This is a genomic window from Modestobacter sp. SYSU DS0875, from assembly GCF_054050915.1.
The window spans coordinates 13381-35342 of the sequence record NZ_JBJHAH010000034.1; the positions used below are offsets into that span (position 1 = coordinate 13381).

At 75.2% G+C, this 21962-nt stretch carries 21 protein-coding genes and 1 pseudogene; 10 read left to right on the plus strand and 12 right to left on the minus strand.

Annotated features, from left to right (window positions below; all coding sequences use genetic code 11):
* Positions 1–36 precede the first annotated feature (36 nt).
* The 5 genes from ACI79Y_RS16930 (at position 37) to ACI79Y_RS16950 (ending at position 4350) form a co-directional block, all read left to right on the plus strand.
* Positions 37–1008, plus strand: a complete 972-nt coding sequence (locus ACI79Y_RS16930; protein ID WP_457159614.1) for an anti-sigma factor RsbA family regulatory protein — start codon at positions 37–39, stop codon at positions 1006–1008.
* Entirely contained in the window at positions 1005–1487 is a 483-nt protein-coding gene (locus ACI79Y_RS16935; RefSeq protein WP_457159615.1) for a DUF309 domain-containing protein, read from the plus strand. Before ACI79Y_RS16930 ends, ACI79Y_RS16935 begins: the two co-directional genes overlap by 4 nt.
* 49 nt (positions 1488–1536) lie before the next feature.
* Positions 1537–2694 (plus strand): MalY/PatB family protein, encoded by a 1158-nt coding sequence (locus ACI79Y_RS16940; protein WP_457159616.1) that lies wholly within the window; start codon positions 1537–1539, stop codon positions 2692–2694.
* 99 nt (positions 2695–2793) lie between these two features.
* A complete protein-coding gene (locus tag ACI79Y_RS16945; RefSeq protein ID WP_457159617.1) occupies positions 2794–3666 on the plus strand; it encodes an Fpg/Nei family DNA glycosylase in 873 nt (290 codons plus the stop codon).
* A 15-nt stretch (positions 3667–3681) separates the two neighbouring features.
* Complete coding sequence (locus ACI79Y_RS16950; RefSeq protein WP_457159618.1) at positions 3682–4350, plus strand: haloacid dehalogenase; 669 nt, start codon at positions 3682–3684, stop codon at positions 4348–4350.
* Here the strand turns inward: ACI79Y_RS16950 and ACI79Y_RS16955 are convergent.
* The 9 genes from ACI79Y_RS16955 to ACI79Y_RS16995 all read right to left on the minus strand — a co-directional run bounded on the left by ACI79Y_RS16955 (position 4334) and on the right by ACI79Y_RS16995 (position 15286).
* Positions 4334–5536, minus strand: a complete 1203-nt coding sequence (locus ACI79Y_RS16955) for an MBL fold metallo-hydrolase (protein WP_457159619.1) — start codon at positions 5534–5536, stop codon at positions 4334–4336. The two genes, ACI79Y_RS16950 and ACI79Y_RS16955, sit on opposite strands and share 17 nt — an antisense overlap.
* A 153-nt stretch (positions 5537–5689) precedes the next feature.
* Positions 5690–8152 (minus strand): FtsX-like permease family protein, encoded by a 2463-nt coding sequence (locus ACI79Y_RS16960; protein ID WP_457159620.1) that lies wholly within the window; start codon positions 8150–8152, stop codon positions 5690–5692.
* 18 nt (positions 8153–8170) lie between these two features.
* Positions 8171–8944: an ABC transporter ATP-binding protein gene (locus tag ACI79Y_RS16965; RefSeq protein ID WP_457159621.1), complete on the minus strand. Its 774-nt coding sequence runs from the start codon at positions 8942–8944 to the stop codon at positions 8171–8173.
* Between the two features lie 202 nt (positions 8945–9146).
* Entirely contained in the window at positions 9147–9869 is a 723-nt protein-coding gene (locus ACI79Y_RS16970; protein WP_457159622.1) for a response regulator, read from the minus strand.
* Complete coding sequence (locus tag ACI79Y_RS16975) at positions 9866–11047, minus strand: sensor histidine kinase (RefSeq protein WP_457159623.1); 1182 nt, start codon at positions 11045–11047, stop codon at positions 9866–9868. Before ACI79Y_RS16975 ends, ACI79Y_RS16970 begins: the two co-directional genes overlap by 4 nt.
* Positions 11048–11139: 92 nt before the next feature.
* Positions 11140–11832 (minus strand): HAD-IA family hydrolase, encoded by a 693-nt coding sequence (locus ACI79Y_RS16980; protein WP_457159624.1) that lies wholly within the window; start codon positions 11830–11832, stop codon positions 11140–11142.
* Between the two features lie 91 nt (positions 11833–11923).
* Positions 11924–13210, minus strand: coding sequence for a DUF222 domain-containing protein (locus ACI79Y_RS16985; protein WP_457159625.1), 1287 nt, complete (start codon positions 13208–13210; stop codon positions 11924–11926).
* Between the two features lie 326 nt (positions 13211–13536).
* On the minus strand, positions 13537–13992 hold the full coding sequence (locus ACI79Y_RS16990) for a universal stress protein (RefSeq protein WP_457159626.1): 456 nt from the start codon (positions 13990–13992) through the stop codon (positions 13537–13539).
* 37 nt (positions 13993–14029) lie between these two features.
* On the minus strand, positions 14030–15286 hold the full coding sequence (locus ACI79Y_RS16995) for a Rieske 2Fe-2S domain-containing protein (RefSeq protein WP_457159627.1): 1257 nt from the start codon (positions 15284–15286) through the stop codon (positions 14030–14032).
* A 268-nt stretch (positions 15287–15554) separates the two neighbouring features.
* On the opposite strand from ACI79Y_RS16995, the gene ACI79Y_RS17000 reads away from it, so the two are divergent.
* Positions 15555–15929 carry a DUF485 domain-containing protein gene (locus ACI79Y_RS17000; protein ID WP_457159628.1) on the plus strand — a complete coding sequence of 125 codons (375 nt, stop codon included), beginning with the start codon at positions 15555–15557 and terminating at the stop codon, positions 15927–15929.
* A complete protein-coding gene (locus tag ACI79Y_RS17005; RefSeq protein WP_457159629.1) occupies positions 15922–17535 on the plus strand; it encodes a solute symporter family protein in 1614 nt (537 codons plus the stop codon). Before ACI79Y_RS17000 ends, ACI79Y_RS17005 begins: the two co-directional genes overlap by 8 nt.
* Positions 17536–17719: 184 nt before the next feature.
* Here the strand turns inward: ACI79Y_RS17005 and ACI79Y_RS17010 are convergent, their stop codons facing one another.
* From ACI79Y_RS17010 to ACI79Y_RS17020, 3 genes are all read right to left on the minus strand, one after another.
* Complete coding sequence (locus tag ACI79Y_RS17010) at positions 17720–18040, minus strand: hypothetical protein (RefSeq protein ID WP_457159630.1); 321 nt, start codon at positions 18038–18040, stop codon at positions 17720–17722.
* A 96-nt stretch (positions 18041–18136) separates the two neighbouring features.
* Complete coding sequence (locus tag ACI79Y_RS17015) at positions 18137–19000, minus strand: manganese catalase family protein (RefSeq protein ID WP_457159631.1); 864 nt, start codon at positions 18998–19000, stop codon at positions 18137–18139.
* Positions 19001–19116: 116 nt separating this feature from the next.
* On the minus strand, positions 19117–19833 hold the full coding sequence (locus ACI79Y_RS17020) for a sensor histidine kinase (RefSeq protein ID WP_457159632.1): 717 nt from the start codon (positions 19831–19833) through the stop codon (positions 19117–19119).
* Between the two features lie 101 nt (positions 19834–19934).
* On the opposite strand from ACI79Y_RS17020, the gene ACI79Y_RS17025 reads away from it, so the two are divergent.
* The 3 genes and pseudogenes from ACI79Y_RS17025 to ACI79Y_RS17035 all read left to right on the plus strand — a co-directional run.
* Positions 19935–20582 (plus strand): response regulator, encoded by a 648-nt coding sequence (locus tag ACI79Y_RS17025; RefSeq protein ID WP_457159633.1) that lies wholly within the window; start codon positions 19935–19937, stop codon positions 20580–20582.
* A 130-nt stretch (positions 20583–20712) separates the two neighbouring features.
* Positions 20713–21819, plus strand: coding sequence for a saccharopine dehydrogenase family protein (locus tag ACI79Y_RS17030; RefSeq protein WP_457159634.1), 1107 nt, complete (start codon positions 20713–20715; stop codon positions 21817–21819).
* A pseudogene (locus tag ACI79Y_RS17035) lies at positions 21816–21962 on the plus strand (glutamate mutase L); the annotation flags it as partial. The gene ACI79Y_RS17030 and the pseudogene ACI79Y_RS17035, both read left to right, overlap by 4 nt.

A 21962-nucleotide genomic window follows, 5' to 3' on the forward strand; every position in this document is an offset into this window, starting at 1 on the left:
GGTGGCAGACGATCGGCAGGACGGAGAACCGCGCGCATGGACGAGGCAGCAGGGCCCGGGGTGCACCGTGCGCTCGTCGCCTCCTCCGATGCCCAGTTGGTCGACGGTGCGGTCGCCTTCGTCGACGCCGGGCTGGCGGCCGGGCAGCCGGTCGTGGTGGTCAGCACCGAGCCCACCGCGGCCCTGCTGCGGGAGCGGATCGGTCACCGGCCGGAGATCGCCTGGGCCGCCTGGGCCGACGTGTACGGGAACGGGCCGGCTGCGGCCATCACCGCTGTCCGCCGGCTCGGGGGGCAGCACCGCGGCGACGGCGGCGTCGTCCGGGTGGTGCTCGAGCCGCTGCCCGGTCCCGATCCGGACACCTGGCGGGAGTGGCAGCGCTACGACGCGGTGCTGGACCACTCGCTGACCGAGGCCGCCGAGCTGGGTGAGGACAGGCTGGTGGTGCTCTGCCTGGTCGACACCCGGCGGGTGCCCGAGCCGCTCGTGGTGGCCGCCGTCGCGACGCACCCGTTCGTCGTCGTCGACGGCGAGCTCCGGCCCAACCCCGACCACGTCGACCCCGCCGAGTACCTGACCTCGCTGCCGATCCCGCCCGAGCCGCTGGAGCGGACCGAGCCGCTGGTGCGCGCCGACGGCGTGCGCGACCTGCGTGGACTGCGTCGCGACCTCGCCGCCCGCGCCGCCGCGGTCGGCCTGCCGCCGGGGTCGGAGCCGGCGCTGGAGGACTTCCTGCTCGCCGTCGACGAGATGACCACCAACGCGCTGCGGCACGGGCGCCCGCCGGTCGACCTGCGGCTGTGGATCGACGCCGACCGCCTGGTGTGCACCGTCACCGACCGCGGCGCCGGGCTCCAGGACCCGTTCATCGGCTACGGGCCGGCGCACGGCGACGACCTCTCCCTCGGCGGCATGGGGCTGTGGCTGGCCCGGCAGCTGTGCGACCACGTCGACATCACCCCCACCGACGAGGGCGTGCGGGTACGGCTGACCACCGTCCTGCGGTGAGCGCCGGCCGGGACCGCGACGCGGCGGGCCGGGCGCGCAATGCCCGGCCCCGGGATGCCCTCGGCCGGCCGCTGCCCCACGGCGCGGTCGGGGAGCCGCGGGCTCCCGAGGGCGTCGTCCGGGAGCCGGCGGAGTCGCTGGCCGAGGCCCAGCAGCTGCTGGACGCCGGCCGCCCCTTCCACGCCCACGAGGTGCTGGAGGACGCCTGGAAGTCCGGCCCGGACGACGAGCGCGACCTGTGGCGCGGGCTGGCCCAGCTGGCCGTCGGGCTGACCCACGCCGCCCGGGGCAACGCCGCCGGCGCGGCCGCCCTGCTCGCTCGGGGGGTGCGTTCGCTGTCCACCGCCGGGGCGGCGGCGCGCCGGCACGGGGTGGACGACGCCGGCCTGATCGCCTGGGGCAGCCGGCTCGCGGACGACGCCGCGGCCGGCCGCCCCCTGGACCTCACCCCGCCCCGGCTCGGCGCGGGCCCGGGGTGAGACTGGCCCGGTGACCGACGACCTCGCTGTCTCCTTGGACGCTGTCTCCTTGGACGCTGTCTCCTTCGACGCGCTGAGCGAGGACTCGCTGCGCGCCGCCGGCAGTCTGAAGTGGACGAAGTACGGCACCGCGCTCGGCGCGTTCGTCGCCGAGATGGACTTCGGCACGGCGCCGGTGGTGACCCGGGCGCTGCACGAGGCGGTCGACGCCGCGGCGTTCGGGTACCTGCCGGCCGCCGTCCAGCAGGACCTGGCCGCGGCCTGTGCCGGGTGGCAGGCCGAGCGGTACGGCTGGCCGGTGCCCGCCGAGCGGGTGGCGCCGCTGGCCGACGTCGTCGCGGGGCTCACCGCCGCGATCGACCACTTCACCCCGCCCGGCGCACCGGTGGTGCTGCCGACCCCCGCCTACATGCCGTTCCTGCGGGTGCCCGGGGAGCGCGGGCGCGAGGTCGTGCAGGTGCCGATGGTGCCCGGCGCCGACGGTCGGCCGACGTACGACCTGGCCGGCATCGACCGGGCGCTCGCCGGTGGTGGGCTGTTCGTGCACGTCAACCCGCACAACCCGCTCGGCCGGGTGTTCACCGAGACCGAGCAGCTCGACCTGGCCGAGGTGGTGGCGCGGCGCGGGGCGCGGGTGTTCGCCGACGAGATCCACGCGCCGCTGGTGTACCCGGGGCAGGCGCACCGGCCCTACGCGTCGCTGTCGCCGCTCACCGCCGCGCACACGGTGACCGCGACGTCGGCGTCCAAGGCCTGGAACCTGCCCGGCCTCAAGTGCGCGCAGCTGGTGCTCTCCAACGACGCCGACGCCGCGCACTGGGCCCAGGTGGGGGAGCGGGCCGAGCACGGCTGCTCCACCCCCGGCGCGATCGCGAACACCGTCGCCTACCGCGCGGGTGGTCCCTGGCTGGACGGCGTCCTCGGCTACCTCGACGGCAGCCGGCGGCTGCTGGGCGAGCTGCTCGCCGAGCACCTGCCGCAGGTGCGGTACACCCCGCCGGAGGGCACCTACCTGGCCTGGCTGGACTGCCGGGAGCTGGGCGTCGCGGAGCCGCTGGGGGAGTTCTTCCGCCGCGAGGCCGGGGTGGCGCTGATCGACGGCAGCGAGTGCGGCGCGGCGGGCGCGGGGCACGTGCGGCTCACCCTGGCCACGCCGCGGCCGGTGCTCCGCACGATCGTCGAGCGTCTCGCCGCCGCCGTGGGCTAAGAGCGCGCGCTTTCTCGCGAGAAGGCGCGCGCGCTTTCTCGCGAGAAAGCACCTGGGCGGGGGGAGGCGGGGAGGGCGTCCTGTGTGGATCATGGGGGCGTGCCCGAGTTGCCCGAGGTGGAGGCGCTGGCCGCGTTCCTGCGGGAGAACGCCGTCGGCCGGATCGTGACGCGCGTCGACCTCGCGGCGGTCCAGGCGATCAAGACCTTCGACCCGCCGCTCTCCTCGCTCGCCGGGCTGGAGGTCACCGGGGCGTCCCGGCACGGCAAGTTCCTCGACCTGGACGTCTCCGGGCTGCACCTGGTGGTGCACCTGGCCCGGGCCGGCTGGCTGCACTGGCGGGAGGGGCTGCCGACCGCCCCGCCCAAGCCCGGCAAGGGGCCGCTGGCGCTGCGGGTCCACCTCGCGCCGCTGGACACCGGCCCGCCCGCCCCCGGCTTCGACCTCACCGAGCAGGGCACCCGCAAGGGCCTGGCGGTGTACCTCGTCCGCACGCCGGGCGAGGTGCCCGGGGTCGCCCGCCTCGGCCCGGACGCGCTCGAGCTGGACACCGAGCAGCTCGGCGCGCTGCTGGCCGGCAAGCACGCGCAGCTCAAGGGCACGCTCACCGACCAGACCGTGCTCGCCGGCGTCGGCAACGCCTACTCCGACGAGATCCTGCACGCCGCCCGGCTCTCCCCGTTCAAGATGGCCGACAAGCTGACCGACGACGAACTCCTCCGGCTGCACGCCGCGCTGCGGGAGGTGCTCACCGGCGCCCTGGACCGCCAGCTCGGGCAGCGCGCGGCCACCATGAAGGGCGAGAAGCGAGCCGGGCTGCAGGTGCACGCCCGCACCGGGCTGCCCTGCCCGGTCTGCGGGGACGCCGTCCGCGAGGTCTCCTTCGCCGACACCTCGCTGCAGTACTGCCCCACCTGCCAGACCGGCGGCAAGCCGCTGGCCGACCGTCGGATGTCCAAGCTGCTGCGCTGAGCGCAGGATGGGCCCATGGCCCTGGTGACGTTCGACCTGTTCAGTGCGCTGATCGACTCCCGGACCGGGGGGTCGGCGGCGTTCGCCGCGCTCGCCGCCGGGCACGGCTGGGACCTCGACGGCGGCGACCTCTACGACGACTGGGACGCCCGGAACAAGGCCTCGCAGCAGGACACCGCCGAGTGGGTGCCCTTCGCCGAGCACTGCCGCCGGGCGCTGGCCGCCACCTACGCCGCGCGCGGGCTGGACGCCGACCCGACCGCCGACGTCCTCGCCCTGCTGGACTCGCTGCCGGACTGGCCGCTGTGGCCCGACGTCGGCCGAGCGCTGCCGCTGGTGGCCGAGCGGCACACGGTCGGGGTGCTCTCCAACGTGGACGACGTGCTGTTCCGCCGCACCCGGGCCGCCGCGCTCGTCGCCGACGACGCCGTGCTCACCAGCGAGCGGCTCAGCGCCTACAAGCCGCACCCGGAGATCTACCGGCGGGCAGCCGCCGCCGGCGTGGAGGTGCACGTGCCCGCCTCGGCCCGGGACACCCGCGGCGCCCTGGAGGCCGGGCTGGCCGTCGTGCGGGTGGCCCGCCCCGGGCACCGGGTCGACCCGGCGGGCCCGCAGCCGGAGCACGAGGTCGAGGACCTGACGGGGCTGCCCGCGACCCTCGCCCGGCTCACCGGCGGGAGCTGAGCCGGCCCCGCCGCGCCCGCGCGGCCACCGTGCCGACCAGCCCGCTCTCCGGGCCGGACTCGGTGTCGGCCGAGCCGACCGCGCTCCACCAGTCGGTCAGCGGGGGCGGGGCGAGCACGTCGATCCGTTCGCCGGGCCGCGGGACGACGACCTGCACGTCGCGCTCGCCGGCCGCGGCCAGCAGGCGCTGCACCGGCTCGGCCCAGCGGTGGAAGGCCAGGTTGAAGGTGGCCCAGTGGATCGGCAGCAGCACCCGGCCGCCCAGGTCGCCGTGGGCCCGGACCGCCTCCTCCGGGTCCATGTGGATGGCGTGCCAGGCGTCGTTGTAGGCGCCGATCGGCTGCAGGGTGAGGTCGAAGGGCCCCAGCCGGGCGCCGATCCCGGCGAAGGCCGGGGTGTAGCCGGTGTCGCCGCCGAAGAAGACCCGCCGCTGCGGCCCGGTGACCACCCAGGAGGACCACAGCGTGGTGTCCCGGGCGAAGAAGCGGCCGGAGAAGTGCCGGGCCTCGGTGCAGGTGAGGGTCAGCCCGGCGATCGTCGTCGCCTGGTCCCAGTCCAGCTCCACCACCCGGTCCTCGGGCACGCCCCAGCGGCGCAGGTGGGCGCCGATGCCCAGCGGGACGACGAAGGGTGCGGACTGGGTGCGCACCAGCGCGCGCACCGAGGGCAGGTCGAGGTGGTCGTAGTGGTCGTGGCTGATCAGGATCGCGTCGACCGCGGGCAGGCTGGCGATCGGCGCCGGCGCCGGGTGCAGCCGGGTCGGTCCGAACACCGGGGACGGCGAGACCCGCTCGCCCCAGACCGGGTCGAGCAGCACCAGTCGGCCGTCGATCTCGAGCAGCGCGCTCGAGTGCCCGTACCAGGTGACCGCCAGCTCGCCCGCCTCCGCGGGCACCTCCGGCGTGGCCAGCGGGATCGGCGCGCCGGGCAGGCCCTTGTGCCGGTCCTCGTGCCACTGCCGGAGCAGGCCGTTGCGGGCGTTCGCCGGCTCCAGCGCGGGGGTCGGCATGCTGTTGTGGAACTTCCCGTCGGCGAACTGCGGGGAGCCGGTCACGGTCGGGCGGAGACGGCGCTGGCTCGCGCCGAGCGCCGTCGGCAGGCCCCAGGCGGCCCGGGCCAGCCAGGTCACGCCACCGGCGAGGGCAGCGACGGCGGTGAGGGAGGCGGTGCGGCGGAGATCGGGCACGCCCTCCAGCATCCCCGACTCGGCTGTGTGCTGCCCGGGAAGTGGCACAGACGACGTCCGGGCCCCGCCCACCAGGGTGGACGGGGCCCGGGCCGACCTCCTCCAGGGGCCCGCCCCTGAGCGTGCGAGGGGTGGGGAGGAGGAGGTCCTTCATCAGCCGGCGATCGCGGCCACCGGTGGGGTCTTCGCCGCGCGCCGGGCGGGGAGCACCGAGGCGAGCAGCCCGGCCACCGTCGCGACGACGACGATCGCCGCCACCTGCAACCACGGCACGCTGACCACGACCTCGCCCACCTCGCCGAGCGCCGCGGCCGCACCGGCCGCGCCGTACGCCCCGCCGACCAGCACCCCGATCACCGCGGCCACCCCGGCGACGAGCACCGCCTCCCAGGCCAGCAGCGCACGGAGCTGACCCCGGGTCAGGCCCAGGGCCCGCAGCAGCCCGCTCTCCTGGCGCCGCTCGACCACCGAGAGGGCGAGGGTGTTGCCCACGCCGATCAGCGCGATCAGCACGGCCACCCCCAGCAACCCGGTGACCACCAGCAGCAGCACGTCGACCACCTGGTCGATCGCCGCCCGCTCGCTGGCCAGGCCGGTGACCCACGCCGTGGGCACGGCGACGCCGGCCAGGTCGGTGACGTCGTCGATCGCCGCGGTCTGGTCGGCGTCGTCGGCCAGCCGCAGCCAGGCGGTGTCCGGGGCCGCGTCCGGCACCAGGGCGCGCAGGTCCGCGTCGTTGAGCAGCGGCGCGTCGTTGTCGCCGGCCACCACGGTCAGCTCCCGCGACCGGTCGCCGGCGGTCAGGGTCACGCTGTCGCCCACCCCCGTGCCCCAGCTCTCCCGGGTCCAGCGGGACAGGGCGACCTCACCCAGGGCGGGCAGCGTCGTGTCCGCGGTGGAGCGCAGCACGGGCAGCGCCTCCTCGGGGTCGACCCCGAGGGCCCAGGTCTCCCAGTCGTCCGGGCCGGTGACCGTGGCCCCGACCAGGGTGGTCCGGGCCACCACGCCGTCCACCGCCTCGAGCTGCCCCGGCAGCGACGCGGGCAGCGCCGTGCCGCCGCCCTGGACGATCACGTCGGTCGGGTAGGCCGCGGCCAGCCCGGCCTGCGCCGTCGCCCGGGTGGAGGAGGCGCCGACCACCATCGCCGTGGTCAGGGTGACGCCGATGATCAGCGCGGTCGCGGTGGCCGCCGTCCGGCGCGGGTTGCGGGAGGCGTTGCCCGCCGCGAGCCGGCCGGGCAGTCCACCGACGCGGCCGAACAGCCGGCCGGCCGCGGCGACCACCGGCGGCACCGCCCGCTGGGCGAGCAGCAGCCCGCCCAGCGCGCTGAGCACCCCGCCGGGGAGCGTGATCAGGATCTCCGCGGAGGTGACGCCGTACACCATGAGGGCCACGCCCGGCACCACGAGCAGCAGCCCGAGCACCAGGCGCACGACGCCGCCCCGGGAGCGCAGCGGTGCCGGGTCGGTGGGCCGCAGCGCGGCCAGCGGCGCCACCCGGGTGGCGGCCCGGGCGGGGGCGATGGCGGCCAGCAGGGTGGTCAGGGTGCCGACGGCGAGGCCGGCGAGCACCGCGTAGAGCGGCAACGACACCCCGGACAGCGGGATCGGCGAGTCGGTGCTCCCGACGATCGCCGAGACCAGCGCGGCCAACCCGATGCCGGCGAGCACCCCGAGCACCGAGGCGGCCAGCCCGGTCACCGCGGCCTCCCCGAGCACGCTGCGCCGGATCTGCCGGGCGGTGGCGCCGACGCAGCGCAGCAGCGCGAGGTCGCGGGTGCGCTGGGCCAGCAGCACGGCGAAGGTGTTGGCGATGACCAGCCCGGCCACCAGCACGGCCACGGTGCCGAAGACCAGCAGGATGGTGGTGAGGACGTCCGCGTCACCGGTGATCTCCGCGGCGGCGTGCTCGGCCTGCTCCGTGCCGGTGCGCACGGTCAGGTCCCCGTCGGTCAGCCTGCTGCGCACCGCGGCGGCCAGGGCGGCCGGGTCGGTGCCGGTGGTGCCGGCGATCCGCAGCTCGGTCGGCTCGGTCGCACCCCATGCCCGGGTCTGGTCCGGGGTGGCCCAGAGCCGCCCGTACAGGCCGGCCGTGGGGTCACCGCGCAGGTCGACGACGCCGGTGACGGTGGCGTCGGTGGTCACCGCGGCGCCCTCGTCGTCGTAGACGGTGACCGGGACGACGTCGCCGACCTCGGCACCCACCCGCTCGCTCACCGCCACCTCACCCGGGCGGACCGGGAGGGCGCCGGCGGACAGGTGCTGCCAGCGCAGCGACGGCTCGCCGGCGACGGACTGGATCTCCGCGTACTGCGCCCCGGAGCGCCCCGGAGGGACGATCTGCGCGTAGGCCTCCCAGGTGGGGTCGACCGCCTGCACGCCGTCCACGGCGGTGAGCTCGTCGGCGACGGCCGCCAGCCCCTCGCCGCGCTCGGTGGTCACCACGACGGCGGTGTCGACGTACTGCGCGCCGGCCGCCTCCAGCACGGTGGCCTTCGAGGTCTCGTTGAGCACCAGCGTGGCGACGACGAAACCGACGGCGATGACGATCGCCAGCGTGGAGGCGACCAGCCGGCCCGCGTGGGCGCGGATGCTCGCCCTGGTGACTGTGGACATGGCCCCGGTGCGCACCGGTCAGTCCCCCAGCCCGCGCAGCGCGCTGATGACCGAGTCGACGGTGGGCTGCTGCAGCTCGCCGGCCAGCCGGCCGTCGGCCAGCAGCACCACGCGGTCGGCGTAGGAGGCGGCCACCGGGTCGTGGGTGACCATGACGACGGTCTGCCCGGTCTCCCGCACGCTCGAGCGCAGCAGGTCGAGCACCTCGGCGCCGGAGCGGGAGTCCAGGTTGCCGGTCGGCTCGTCGGCGAAGACGACGTCGGGGCGGGGGAGCAGCGCCCGGGCGACGGCGACCCGCTGCTGCTGGCCACCGGAGAGCTCGTGCGGTCGGTGGTGCAGGCGGTCGCGCAGGCCCAGCCGCCCCACGACGTCGTCCATCCAGGCCCGGTCGGGCCGCTGGCCGGCCAGCTGCATCGGCAGCAGCATGTTCTCCTGCGCGTCGAGCACCGGCAGCAGGTTGAAGGCCTGGAAGACGAAGCCGATCCGCTCGCGGCGCAGCTTGGTGAGCTGCTCGTCGCGCAGGCTGGTCAGCTCGGTGTCGCCCAGCCAGATCTGGCCGCCGGTGGCGGCGTCGAGCCCGGCCAGGCAGTGCATGAGCGTGGACTTGCCCGAGCCCGAGGGGCCCATGATCGCGGAGAAGGCACCGCGCTCGAAGTCGACGTCGACCCCGCCGAGTGCGTGCACCGCGGTCTCGCCGGCGCCGTAGGTCTTGCGCAGCCCGCGGGCGCGGGCGGCGGCGGAGTAGCCGGCGGCCGGCGGCTCGCCGGGGACGGACAGGACGGGAACGGACACTTCGGGCCTCCGGACGGACGTGGTCGTTGACGGTGCTCACGCTCTCGTCCGGGGCCGTCACCGCGCGTCGCCGTCCGGGCTGGTCTTCCGGCGCTGCCGCTGCCCCCCGGGGTTGACCCCGCCGTCATCCCCGGGACTGACCCTCCGGCCTTGGTCGGGGAGAAGCCCGGGGACTTGATCGGGGAGAAGCCCGGGGACGCGCTCAGGCGGGGGCGTCGCGCAGCAGGTCGGCGGGGGCGACCAGGCCGGTGCGGTAGGCGAGCACCACGGCCTGCACCCGGTCGCGGCTGCCGGTCTTGGCCAGCACCCGGCCCACGTGCGTCTTCACCGTCGCCTCGCTGACGAACAGCCGCTCGGCGACCTCGGTGTTGGTGGCGCCGTAGGCCATCAGCACCAGCACCTCCTTCTCCCGCGGCGTCAGCTCGGCCAACGCCCGGTCGTCGTGCGGCTGGGCGGCGCCGGTCGATCCGGCCCCGCGCAGCATCGGGGCGACGTGCTGCAGCAGCCGCCGGGTGGAGCTGGCCGCGATCACCGAGTCGCCGGCGTGCACGGTGCGGACCGCGGTGAGCATCTCCTCCGGCGGCGCGTCCTTGAGCAGGAAGCCGCTGGCCCCGGCGCCGATCGCCGACATCACGTACTCGTCGAGGTCGAAGGTGGTCAGCACGACCACCTTCGGTGGGTCGGGGAGGGCGGTCACCTGCTGGGTCGCCGCGATCCCGTCGGTGCCGGGCATGCGGATGTCCATCAGGACGACGTCGGCCGGCGTCGATCGCAGCAGCTCCACCGCCGCGGCGCCGTCGCCGGCCTCGCCCACCACCGTGAGGTCGGGCTGGGAGTCGATCACCATGCGGAAGCCGGCGCGCACCAGCTGCTGGTCGTCGACGAGGACGACGCGGATGGGGCCGTCGGCAGATGTGCTGCTCATCGGGCCGAACGGTAGGGCAGGACGGCGTGCACGCCGAACCCCCCGCCGTGTCGCGGCCCGGCGGTCAGTCGGCCACCGTGCAGCTCGGCGCGCTCGCGCATGCCCAGCAGGCCCTGGCCCTGGCCGTCGGAGACGGCGATCGCCGCGGCGGCGCCGCGCCCGTCGTCCAGCACGGACAGCTCCAGGCAGTCCGGCCGCCAGTGCAGTCGCACCCACGCCTTGCCGGCCGGGCCGGCGTGCTTGAGGACGTTGGTCAGCGACTCCTGCACGATCCGGTAGGCGGCCAGCTGCGCGCCGGCCGGAATCGGCTGCGGGGAGCCCTCCACCAGCAGGTCGACGTCCAGCCCGCTGGCGGCGACGTCGGCCACCAGGTCGTCGATCGCCGCGACGTCGGGCTGCGGGGCGAACTCCTGCCCGTCGCCCTCGCGCAGCACGCCGAGCAGCTTGCGCATGTCGGTGAGGGCCTGCCGGCCGGTCGCCGAGATCTGCTCCAGCGCCTCGGTGGCGGCCGCCGGGTCGGCCTGCCCGGCGTACCGGCCGCCGTCGGCCTGGGCGATCACCACCGACAGCGAGTGGGCGACGACGTCGTGCATCTCCCGGGCGATCCGGGCGCGTTCGGCCTGGGCCGCCAGCCGCATCTCCTGCTCGTGCTCCAGCTCCAGCAGCCGGGCGCGCTCCTCCAAGCCGGCCATCCGCTGCATCCGTGCCCGGCGCAGGTCGCCCAGCGCCCACGCGGCGACCACGGAGACGCCGATGGCTCCGGAGACGATGATCAGGGACTGCGGGTCGAACGAACCGGTGTAGTACCGCAGCGCGGCGAGGACGGCGCCGACCAGCCCGATGGCCAGCCCTGCCTTCGACGCCCAGCGGGGTGCGTAGGCGGCCAGCGCGTAGACCATCACCAGTGCGGCGAGGTCCGCGGCGAGCAGGTCGGTGGAGTAGGTCAGCAGCTGGATCAGGCAGAGGACGACGACGGCTGCGGCAGCCGGCACGGGCGCCCGGCGGCGCCAGGCCAGCGGGACGCTCAGCAGGAAGCCGAGGACGAGCCCCGCGTCGCCTGCGTACCCCGCGCCGAGGGCGGTGGTGAACAGGAAGAAGAGCGCCGCAAGCCCGCTGTCGACGGCGAACGGGTGCCGGCGCAGCCAGGCCGCGAGCCGCTCGAGGGCCGTCGGGTCCATGCTGCCGACAGTAGGCAGCGGACGGCGTGTCGTCGTCGTCCTGCGGGGTGAGCCGCGCGTCCACCCGGAGGCGGAGCCCGGTGCGGCCGGGATCAGGCGTTGCCGACGACGGTGATGCCGTCGGGGGTCACGACGAACCGCAGATGGGACAGGTCCGGCGCGTGCGCGTCCGCCTCCAGTTCGTCGGGCCGGTGGGTGTCGCCCACGGCGAGCGTGGTGCACCCGGCGGCGCGGGCGGAGGCGAGCCCGGCGGGCGCGTCCTCGACCGCGAGGCAGCGGGCCGGGTCGAATCCGAGCCGTTGGGCGCCGAGCAGGAACGGGTCGGGGGCGGGCTTGCCGTGCTGGACGTCGTCGAAGGTGACGACCTCCCGCGGCCGGGGCAGCCCGGAGCCGGACAGCCGGGCAGCGAGCAGGGTGCGGGTGCACGAGGTCACGATCGCCACCCGCTCCGGGGGCAGGGCGGTCAGCGCATCGACGGTGCCGGGCAGCACGGCGATGCCCTCTGCGGCCGCCTCGATCTCCAGGTGCTCGATGCGGGCCAGCGCGTCGGCGACCCGCTCGGCGGTCAGCAGCTGCCCGATCACCTGGACAGCCGGGCGGCCGCCCATGCCCAGCTCGGCGAGCACCGCCGGGTCGACGTCGTGCTCGCGGGCCCAGGTGTCCCAGGCGGCCAGCGCACCGCTCATCGAGTCGATCAGCGTGCCGTCCATGTCGAACAGGACGGCGTCGAACGTCCGCCCCGCGAGCGCGTCGACGTCGAGGGAGGTGGTGGTCGGCTCGGGCACGCGGCGATCCTCGCAGCCGCCGTGTGCATTCTGGCGGCGGGCAGCGCGGTGCCGGGTCGGTCAGGACCGACCCGTCCGCAGCGGTGCTGCATCAGGTGAGCAGTGGTCCGATGAGGATCTCGGTGCCGTCGGGCCGGAAGGTGCGCCATCGGCCGTCGGGTTGTCGCTCGACCCGGAACCCGTGGTGGACCTTGGTGTGGTGGCGCTCGCACAGCAGTGCGGAGTTGGTCAGGCTGGTCTCGCCGCCGTGGAGCCAGTGGATGAGGTGGTGCACGTCGCACCACCAGGTCGGGGCACCGCAGCCGGTGAACACGCAGCCCTTGTCGCGGCGCTCGACGGCCCGGCGTAGCCCGGGGGTGACGACCCGGTGGTCCCGCCCCAGGTCCAGCGGCACCCCGTCGGGGCCCATCACGATCCGGGAGATGCTGCCGTCGCAGGCGAGGTACCGGGCACGGGCTGCGGAGATCGACGCCCCGAAACCCGTCTGCGCAGCCCCCGGGCCGGCCGCATCGTCGACCAGGTCCTCCAGGTCCACCCCGACGACCACGTGCGGCTTCACCGTCCGCAGCGTCGGCAGGCCACCCGACGCGAGCTGGTTGTCACACAACTGCACGAACGCGTCGGCGTTCTGCTGCACCCGGGTGCGGGTGTCGCCCATGGGACGGTCGGCCTGCACGTGGGACTCGATCGCCGCCTGCACCTTCTCGCCCCCGACCGCGTCCAGATCGAAGCGGCCGGTGACGCTGCCGTCGGCGTGCTTGACCATCGTGAACCGCCGCCCCTCCGTGGGGTCCGGCTCGGGTCCGTCGGGATCCAGGGCGTCGGTGAACGCCTGCACCGCGGTGACCAGCGACTCGTGCGGCGCACCGGCGGCGATCACCGCCCAGGTCTGGTCGAACTCCGCGAGGTCGATGCCCTGCTCGTGGGCCCGGGCCACCTCACCGGGGCCCACCTTCTCCGCGACCACGTTCACCTGCGCCGCGCTCACCTCACCGGCCGCGAACCCCGCTGCCAGCACCGGAAAGAACTCCAGCGCCCGCCCGGCCCGCACGATCCGCGACGCCTGGGCCGGGGCCAACCGCACGTGTCCGATCATCCACGACCGCATCGACTTCAGCCCGTCGTGCTCCGCGGCCTGCGTGAGCTCGGCGTGCCGAACCGTGCGGGTCAGCTCCGCGTCCAACCGGTTCCGCGCCGCTACCAGCAGAGCCGTCCGATCGAGGGTCTGACCGTTCGTCAGACCGTGCAGGTCCTCGGCCGCCAACGCGTCCAGCGCCGCCGACAGCGGCGACCCGAACAGCTCCTCCAGACCCTCGTCGTCGGGGAGCGTGGCCACCACGTTCGGCGCAGGGGTCTCCAGCGTCATCGAGTCGCTCACGAACACCCCTTCCGTCATTCGAACGTGCGTTCGATCCTATCGCTGAGGCGACGCAGATACCAGGCGAATGTGCAGGTCAGTCGCCTGTCCACAGATCTCGTCAAGAAGTTGACCAGGAGCGGCAGCGGTGCGCCTCTGCTCGCTGCGATGCGCACGCCCACGTCACGGGACGACCGCACTGGTCCCGTTCCGCGGCCGCTCCGCTCCTCACTCGCTGGCGCTCGCTGCGATGCTCACGCCCGCGTCACGGGACGACCGCACTGGTCCCGTTCCGCGGCCGCTCCGCTCCTCACTCGCTGGCGCTCGCTGCGATGCTCACGCCCGCGTCACGGGACGACCGTCACCGGCCAGCGGCCCAGGCGCACGAGCCGCACCGCGACCGAGCCGACCACCCGGTGCCCGGCCTGCTCCGAAGCACCGACGACGACGGCGTCGGCCAGCAGCTGGTCGGCGATCCGGGTCAGCTCGGTGACCGGGTCGCCGTGCGCGGTGCGGTACTCCGCGTCCACGCCGAGCTGCTCGGCCGCCCGCCCCAGCTCTGCCCGCAGCTCGGCGTCCACCTCCGCCGCCGCGTCCCGGACCAGCGCCTGCGCGGTCGGCACCCAGCCCGCCATCGGCGGCACCGCCTCGGTCACGAAGACCGCGATGAGCCGGGACCGCTGCCGCCGGGCGAGCCCCGCCGCGTAGGACGCGGCCCGCAGGGACGTCGGTGACCCGTCGACGCCGACCAGGATCACCCGCGGACCATCGGTCCCCCGCTCGAACGGCCCCACCTCGGTCACGGCGTCATCCAAGCGCACCGACGCGGGTGTCCGGAGGTCAGGCGCTCGCGCGCTGCTCCACCTCAGCGGCCCGGTCCAGGGCGGCGCACTCGGACACGAAGTCGGCCAGGACCCTCCGCAGCGCCACCCCCAGCCGGTCCGAGCGCACGTGCAGCTCGTCGCGCAGCAGCAACGGCAGGCCCGTGGTGGCGGTGCCCGCCACCAGGCGCAGGTCCTCGGCCAGCGCCGCCTGCTCGGCGGCCACCTCGGCCGCGACCACCTCGGCCGGCAGCGGCCGCCCGTCGGCGTCGGCGAGGAAGAGGCAGGTGAAGACCCGGGTCGAGTCGGCGTCCTCCGGCTGCAGCACCGTGAGGACGGTGGTCCCCGCGCCGTCGGGCGGGGTGAGCCGCAGCAGCAGCTGGAACGGGACCCGGTGCACGTAGGTGGCCTGCAGCACGCCGTCCGCGACGGCCCGCTCCCGACTGCTGCAGAATCCGCCGGGCTCCCGGACGACCGGCTGGTCGGGCACCTCCGCGTCGAGGCCGGCTGCCGTGGCGTGCACGAACGGCACGTGCGCGACGTCGACGAAGGCGTCGAGCAGCGGGCCGGCCGGCGCCGAGGTCCGGGCCGGGGGGAGCCAGGCAGCGGTGAACCGCGGGTCGGCGACCTCGGGCACCGGTAGCGGCCGGTCCCGTGGCTCGTCGGGGGCCAGCCAGATCAGCCCGAGCCGCTCGGCCACGCCCCACGCCGGTGGGTCGGCGTGCAGCTCCCCGCCGCGCCGGTGCACGGTCCAGTTCCGCCCCAGCAGCCGTACCTGCACGTACCCGCCTTCGCGCAGCTCGCCGGCGAGCGCGATCGGGTGCCAGGCGTGCTCCAGCGCCGGGTCGAGGTTGCCGAGCACCGGACCGGTCGGCTCGGGCAGCTCGGGCACCTGCTCCGGATCGGGCGCCGGGCGTGAGCCGCCGGCCCGGGGCGGCCGGGCGGCCGTCGTGCGGTCGGGGGCCAGCCACACCCAGCCGTCGCGTTCCTCGACCGCCCACGGCACCGCCAGGTCCGCACGCGGCGGGGGCGCGCCGTGCGGGCCGAGCGCAGGGATGAGGGTGCAGCGGCCCTCGGCGTTGAACTGCCAGCCGTGGTACCCGCACCGCAGCCGGCCGTCGACGACCGTCGCAGTGGTCAGCGGCACCAGCCGGTGCGGGCAGCGGGCGCCCACGGCGGTGACCTCCGCGCCGGGCGCCAGCCGGACGACGACGTACGGCCGGCCGCCCGCGCCCACCGGTAGCGGCGTCGTCCCGACGTCGGACGAGCGTGCCACCGGGTACCAGCCGGCGCCGTCTCCGGCCGTCCCCGGCACCGTCCGCGCGTCCGTGCCCCGACTATCGCCAGCCCAGGAGAACGCCATGTGCCCATGTCAGCAGTGGTGGGTTACCCCGGCGTTGCCCCTGGATGGAGTTCTGTGGCCGTTGCGGACGCTCTCGCAACTTCTCTGCAACGTGTCGCCACGTGATCTTTCCCATGCGCAGGGCGATCCGCCTATATGGTGACCGCGATCACGACTCAGGCGACGCACAGAGAGGTGTGCCGTGACCACACCGAACGACCGCAGGTTGCTGACCGCGGAGGAGTACCGCCAGGCCCAGGACTCACCGGAGTTCAGCGAGCTCCGGCGCCGGTTCCGCAGCTTCGCCGTCCCCATGACGGTGGCCTTCCTGGTCTGGTACGCGCTGTTCGTCCTGCTCTCCACCTACGCCGGCGACTTCATGGCCACCGAGGTGTTCGGCAACGTGAACCTCGGTCTGCTGCTCGGCCTCGGGCAGTTCGTGAGCACGTTCCTCATCACCCAGCTCTACGTCCGGCACGCCAGCAAGAACACCGACCCCATCTCCGACGAGATGCGGACCCGCCTCGAGGCGCACGAGTTCGCCGCCCCGCGCAATGAGGAGTCCACCCGTGGCTGACGTGTTCGCCGCCGACGGCGCCACGATCGGCGAGCCGGCGATCAACATCTCGATCTTCGGCGCCTTCGTGCTGGTGACGCTGTTCATCACCTTCCGCGCCAGCCGGACCAACAAGAGCGCCGCCGACTACTACGCCGCCGGCCGCAACATCACCGGAACCCAGAACGGTCTGGCGATCGCCGGTGACTACCTGTCGGCGGCCTCGTTCCTGGGCATCGCCGGGGCGATCGCCATCTACGGCTACGACGGCTTCCTCTACTCGATCGGCTTCCTGGTCGCCTGGCTGGTGGCGCTGCTGCTGGTCGCCGAGCTGATGCGCAACACGGCGCGCTTCACCATGGCCGACGTGCTGGCCTTCCGGATGCGGCAGGGGCCGGTGCGCACCGCGGCGGCCATCTCCACGCTGTTCGTCTCGCTGTTCTACCTGCTGGCCCAGATGGCCGGTGCCGGTGGCCTGGTCGCCCTGCTGCTCGGGGTGAGCGGTGCCGCGGCCGAGGCCCTGGTCGTCGTCGTCGTCGGCGCGCTGATGATCTTCTACGTGCTGGTCGGCGGCATGCGCGGCACCACCTACGTGCAGATGATCAAGGCGACGCTGCTCATCGCCGGTGCCCTGGTCATGACGATCTGGGTGCTCGCCGAGTACGGCTTCAACCTCTCCTCGCTGATCGGCGGGGCGATCGCGTCCGAGGGTGAGCAGGTGGTCGAGCCCGGTGCCCAGTACGGGGTCTCGAACGCCACCCGGCTGGACTTCATCAGCCTCGCGCTGGCCCTGGTTCTCGGCACCGCCGGGCTGCCGCACGTGCTGATGCGCTTCTACACCGTGCCGACCGCCAAGGACGCCCGGAAGTCCGTCGTCTGGGCCATCTGGCTCATCGGCGCCTTCTACCTGTTCAGCCTGGTCATCGGCTACGGCGCCGGTGCCCTCGTGGGTTCCGAGGACATCCTCGCCGCCCCGGGCGGGGTCAACGCGGCGGCTCCGCTGCTGGCGTTCGAGCTCGGTGGCACGGTGCTGCTGGGCATCATCGCCGGCGTCGCCTTCGCCACGATCCTCGCGGTCGTGGCCGGGCTGACCATCACCGCGTCGGCGTCCTTCGCCCACGACGTCTACGCGTCGGTGCTCAAGAAGGGTCAGGTGGAGGCGAACGCGGAGGTCCGGGTCGCCCGGATCACCGCCGTCGTCATCGGCGCGGTCTCCATCGGGCTGGGCATCCTGGCGCTGCAGGCCGGGATCAACATCGCCTTCCTGGTGGCGCTGGCCTTCGCGGTGGCGGCCTCGGCCAACCTGCCGACCATCCTCTACACGCTCTTCTGGAAGAACTTCACCACCCAGGGCGCGCTGTGGTCGATCTACGGCGGGCTGGTCGTCTGCATCGGGCTGATCATCTTCTCGCCGGTGGTCTCGGGGTCGGAGACGGCGATGTTCTCCAACTTCGACATCGCGTGGTTCCCGCTGCGCAACCCCGGCCTGGTCTCCATCCCCCTGTCGTTCTTCCTCGGCTGGCTGGGCACCAAGCTCTCCAAGGAGAAGCCGGACGTCGACAAGTACGCCGAGCTCGAGGTCCGGTCCCTGACCGGCATCGGCGCGGAGAAGGCGGTCGCGCACTGAGCAGGCACCGCTGAACGCCGCACGAGGCCCGTCCCCGGCAGGGGGCGGGCCTCGTGTCGTTCCCGGGATCGCCCCGTGGACGAGCGGGTGCGGGACGGGCGGCGGCTCACCGCGGCCGGCTGCGCTCGCCGTCGGAGCACGGAGTGAGCCGGGACGGCGGGTGCGGACCGTCGTCCCGGCTCGGTCAGGCGGTGGCGCGAGCGGGTTCCTCGACCAGCGGGGACGCCGGCAGCACGGCGTCGACGGCGCCGGTGGCCGCGGGGACCGCCGCAGCCACGGACCGGCGCCGGCGGACGGCCCAGCGGCTGACCAGCCCGGCGAGGACGAGGCAGCCGGCGAGGGCCTGCTCGGCCGGGGCGGTCACCGCCACGGCCAGGGCGGCGAGGTAGACGACCGTCAGCAGCGCCGAGGCGGCGGTCGCCCGGGCGGGGACGTGGAGCGCGGGCAGGTGGACGGCCGGCAGGTGCGGGGTGCGCAGGTGGGGCGTGGGGACGGACAGGTGCACGGGACCTCCAGCAGGTCGGGCGCCCGCCGCGCCGGCGTCCCGCTCCGCCCGGAGGCGGGTCGGGGCGCCGGCACGGCGGCGGCGCGAGGGGACGCCTTACTTGAGGGCGTCCTTCGCCTTCTGGATCAGCGTGTTCATCTTCGTCTGCGGCGTCGGGTACAGCCGCGGGTCACCCGGGGGCAGGATCGGCGCGTCGGCGTTGGCCGCGATGGGGGCCGCGCGGAGCTGGTTGTCCGTGCCGTCGAGGGCCGGCCCGTTGGCCCAGCGGCCGTTGGCCGCGTCGGGGCCGTCGGAGGCGTCGATGAAGGTGTAGGCGAACTCGGGGAGCTCCTCGTCCATCGGGAAAGCCTCGGGCACCGGGATGCCCTCGATCCCGTCGGACTTGAGCTCCTCGATGGCGGCGAGCCACTGCATCTGGTGCATGTGGTCACGAGCCAGGTTGAACCGCAGCATGTCCTTGACGCCGTGGTCGTCGGTCATGTTGAACAGGCGGGCGGCCTGCAGACGACCCTGCATCTCGGCGGTGGCGTTGTAGTGGAAGTCCGCCATCAGGTTGCCGCTCGCGGTCACGTAGCCACCGCTCCACGGCAGGCCCATGCTGTCGCGGTAGTAGGCGCCGGCGCCGTTGACGATCGCGTGCTGCGGGTTGTGCTGCCCGTAGCCCGCGGCGGCCTCCTTGCTGCGGTCGGAGGCGTCCGGCTTCAGCGGGACGTGGTCCAGCAGCCGGTCGATCATCGTCACGATCATCTCGACGTGGGCCAGCTCCTCGGTGCCGATGGCCAGCAGCATGTCCTTGTACTTCCCGGGCAGCCGGCAGTTCCAGCCCTGCAGGAGGTACTGCATGGCGACGGTCATCTCGCCCCACTGACCGCCCAGGATCTCCTGGAGCTTGCGCGCGAAGTCCGGGTCCGGGCCGTCGGGCTTGGCCTCGTACTGCAGGGCGTGGGTGTGCGTGAACACGGGCGTCTCCTCTGGTCGAGCCGTTCGCCGTCCGCCCCGTTCGGGGCGACACACTCCAGATGCCCGCGCCCGGTGACACCCCCGTGCCGTCCGGTGGCCCGCAGGGGCCGACCTGCTCAGCGGTCGGGGAGGCGCACCACGAGGGTGAAGGCGCCGTCCTCGGCGCGGCACCAGGCGAGCCGGCCCCCCAGCTCCCGGGTCTGGCGCTGCACCGACCACAGCCCCAGTCCGGTCAGGTCGACCGGCGGGGTGGGCCGGCTGAGGTGCCCGAGCACCCGTTCGGCCGGCACGCCGTGCTGGGTCAGCGCCAGCTCCACCCAGCCGCCCCGGCGGCGCACCACGAGCCGGACCTCCTCGCCCCCGCCGTGCCGGTGGGCGTTCTCCAGCAGGTTGGTGAGGATCCGCTGCACCCGGGCGTCGGCGACCGCGACGTCGGCGGCGTCCGGCGTCAGCTCCAGCCGCAGCTGGTGCTCGGCCAGGCCGGAGGCGCCGACGGACGCCCGGATGACCTCGGCGAGCCGGCGCACCCCGCGCCGCTCGGGTGCCCCGGCGGTGGCGTTCGCGGTGCGCAGCATGGAGGACAGGTGGTGGGCCTGGTCCCGGGCCAGCTGGAGCAGTTCCGGGCGGCCGGCGGCGTCGCCGTCCAGCCGGTCGAGCACCGACTCCAGCGCGGCCAGGGGGCTGCGCATGTCGTGGCAGAGCGCGCGCACCAGCGCGTCGCCGGTGCTCACCGCCTCCTGGCCGGGCGTGGGCAGGTGGCTGCGCACCGCCCGGACCAGGTCGGTGACCAGGGCGGGGAGTGACGCGGGTCGTGTGTCGGCAGCGAGGGTCACGGGCACCTCCGGGGTTGCCCCCGGTCAGCCGCGCCGGGCGCGGTCGACCGGAGGGGAGTGACGTGGAGGGACCCGGAGCCGGAGCTGAGCACCGTCCCCCCGTGGACGTGGTCGTCATCGACGACCACCCGTTGTTCAGTCGGGGCCTGGAGCTGCTGCTCCCCCCGGAGAGCGGTGGCCGGGTCCGCGTGGTGGGCACGACGGACGACGCCTCCGCGGGCGCCGCGCTGGTGCGCCGGCACCACGCGGACGTCGCCGTCGTCGACCTGCACATGCCGCCGCCCGGCGGCGCCCGGGCGATCGCGGCGATCCGCCGGGCCGACCCGATGGTGCGCATCGTCGCGCTGTCCGGGCTGGCCGAGGCCGACGCCGCCCTGGAGGCGCTGCGCGCCGGGGCCAGCGGCTTTCTGCCCAAGACGGCCAGCCCGGAGGCGCTGGTGCGGCCGCTGCTGGCCGTCCTCGACGGCTGGTCGGTGATCCCGGAGTCGCTGCTGCGCCAGCTGCTCGACGACGCGGCCCCCGTGGCCGACCAGGGCATCGCGGCTGAGCTCAGCGCCGACGACCGGCGGTTGTGGCGGCTGATCGCCGCCGGCACGAGCACCGTCGACATCGCCACGACCCTGCACGTCTCCGAGCGCACGGTGAAGCGGCTGGTGGCCAACCTGCTGCGCCAGCTGAAGGTGTCCACCCGGGTGGAGGCCGCTGCGCTGGCCGGCCGCATCGGGCTCGGGCAGGACGGCGCGGCCTGACACCTCGGGGGTCATGGCGCTGGTCTCCATCGCCCGCGCCCTACCCGGCGCGCCCGATCGCACGCGCGGACCGGACAGTTCCGTTGTGCGCGAGCGGTTCGGGTCGGCGTCGGTCGCCTACCGTTCACCCATGGCTCACCGGATCGTGCTGCTCGGCGCCACCGGCCACACCGGCGGCCGGACGGCGGCGGCGCTGGTCGCCCGCGGTGCCCGCCCGGTGCTCGCCGGTCGCGACCCCCACCGCCTGGCGGACCTGGCGGACCGGCTCGGTGCCGACGCCGGGCCGCTGGAGACGGCGACGGCGGACGTCACCGATGCCGCCTCCGTCCGCGCCCTGCTGGCATCCGGGGACGTGCTGGTCAGCACGGTGGGCCCGTTCCTCCGGCTCGGTGAGCCGGTGGTCACCGCCGCGGTCGAGGCCGGCGCGGTCTACCTGGACTCGACCGGCGAGCCGCCCTTCCTCCGCCGGGTGTTCGAGCGGCACGGCCCCCGCGCCGAGGCGGCCGGCGCCGCCCTGCTCACCGCCTTCGGGCACGACTACGTCCCGGGGAACCTCGCCGCCGCGCTGGCCCTGGCCGACGCCGGCCCGCGGGCGCACCGGGTCGACGTCGGCTACGCCCTGGACGGGGTGCGCGGTCAGGCGTTCTCCCGGGGGACGTTCAGCTCGCTGGCCGGGGTGGTGCTCGAGGAGGGGCACGCCTTCACCGGCGGTCGGCTTGTCGACGAGCCGGCCGGCGCGCGCACCTGGGTGTTCGACGCGGCCGGGCGCCGTCGCGAGGGGCTGTCGGTCGGCGGGTCGGAACACCTGGCGCTGCCCGGGCTCGCCCCGACGCTGCGGGAGGTCGGCGTCTGCCTGGACTGGTTCGGGCCGGCGACCCCGGTCGCCCACCGGCTCGCGCCGCTGGCCCCCTGGGTGCGGCGGGTGCCGGGCGCGCAGACCGGCCTGACCCGGCTCACCGACCTGGTCGCCGGCCGGCTGGCCGAGGCGCCGTCGGACCGCGGCGACGTGCGCACCGCCGTCGTCGCGGAGGTACGCGATCCGCGGGGCGTGCGGGTCGCCCGCGTCGAGCTCAGCGGCCCCGACCCCTACGCGATGACCGCCGACCTGCTCGCCTGGGCCGCGGTGCGCGCCGCCGCCGGTGGGGTGACCGGGGTCGGCGCCCTCGGGCCGGTGCAGGCGTTCGGGCTGGCGGAGCTCACCGCCGGTGCCGCCACGGCCGGTCTCGTCCGGCGGTGACCACCCGGCTGGCCTGCGTCGACATCGGTTCCACGTGGACCAAGGCGGCGCTGGTCGAGCTGCCGGGCGGGCGGCTGCTGGCCACCCGGCAGGCACCGACCACCCCGGACGACGTCGTCGCCGGGGTGCTCGCCGCGACCGCG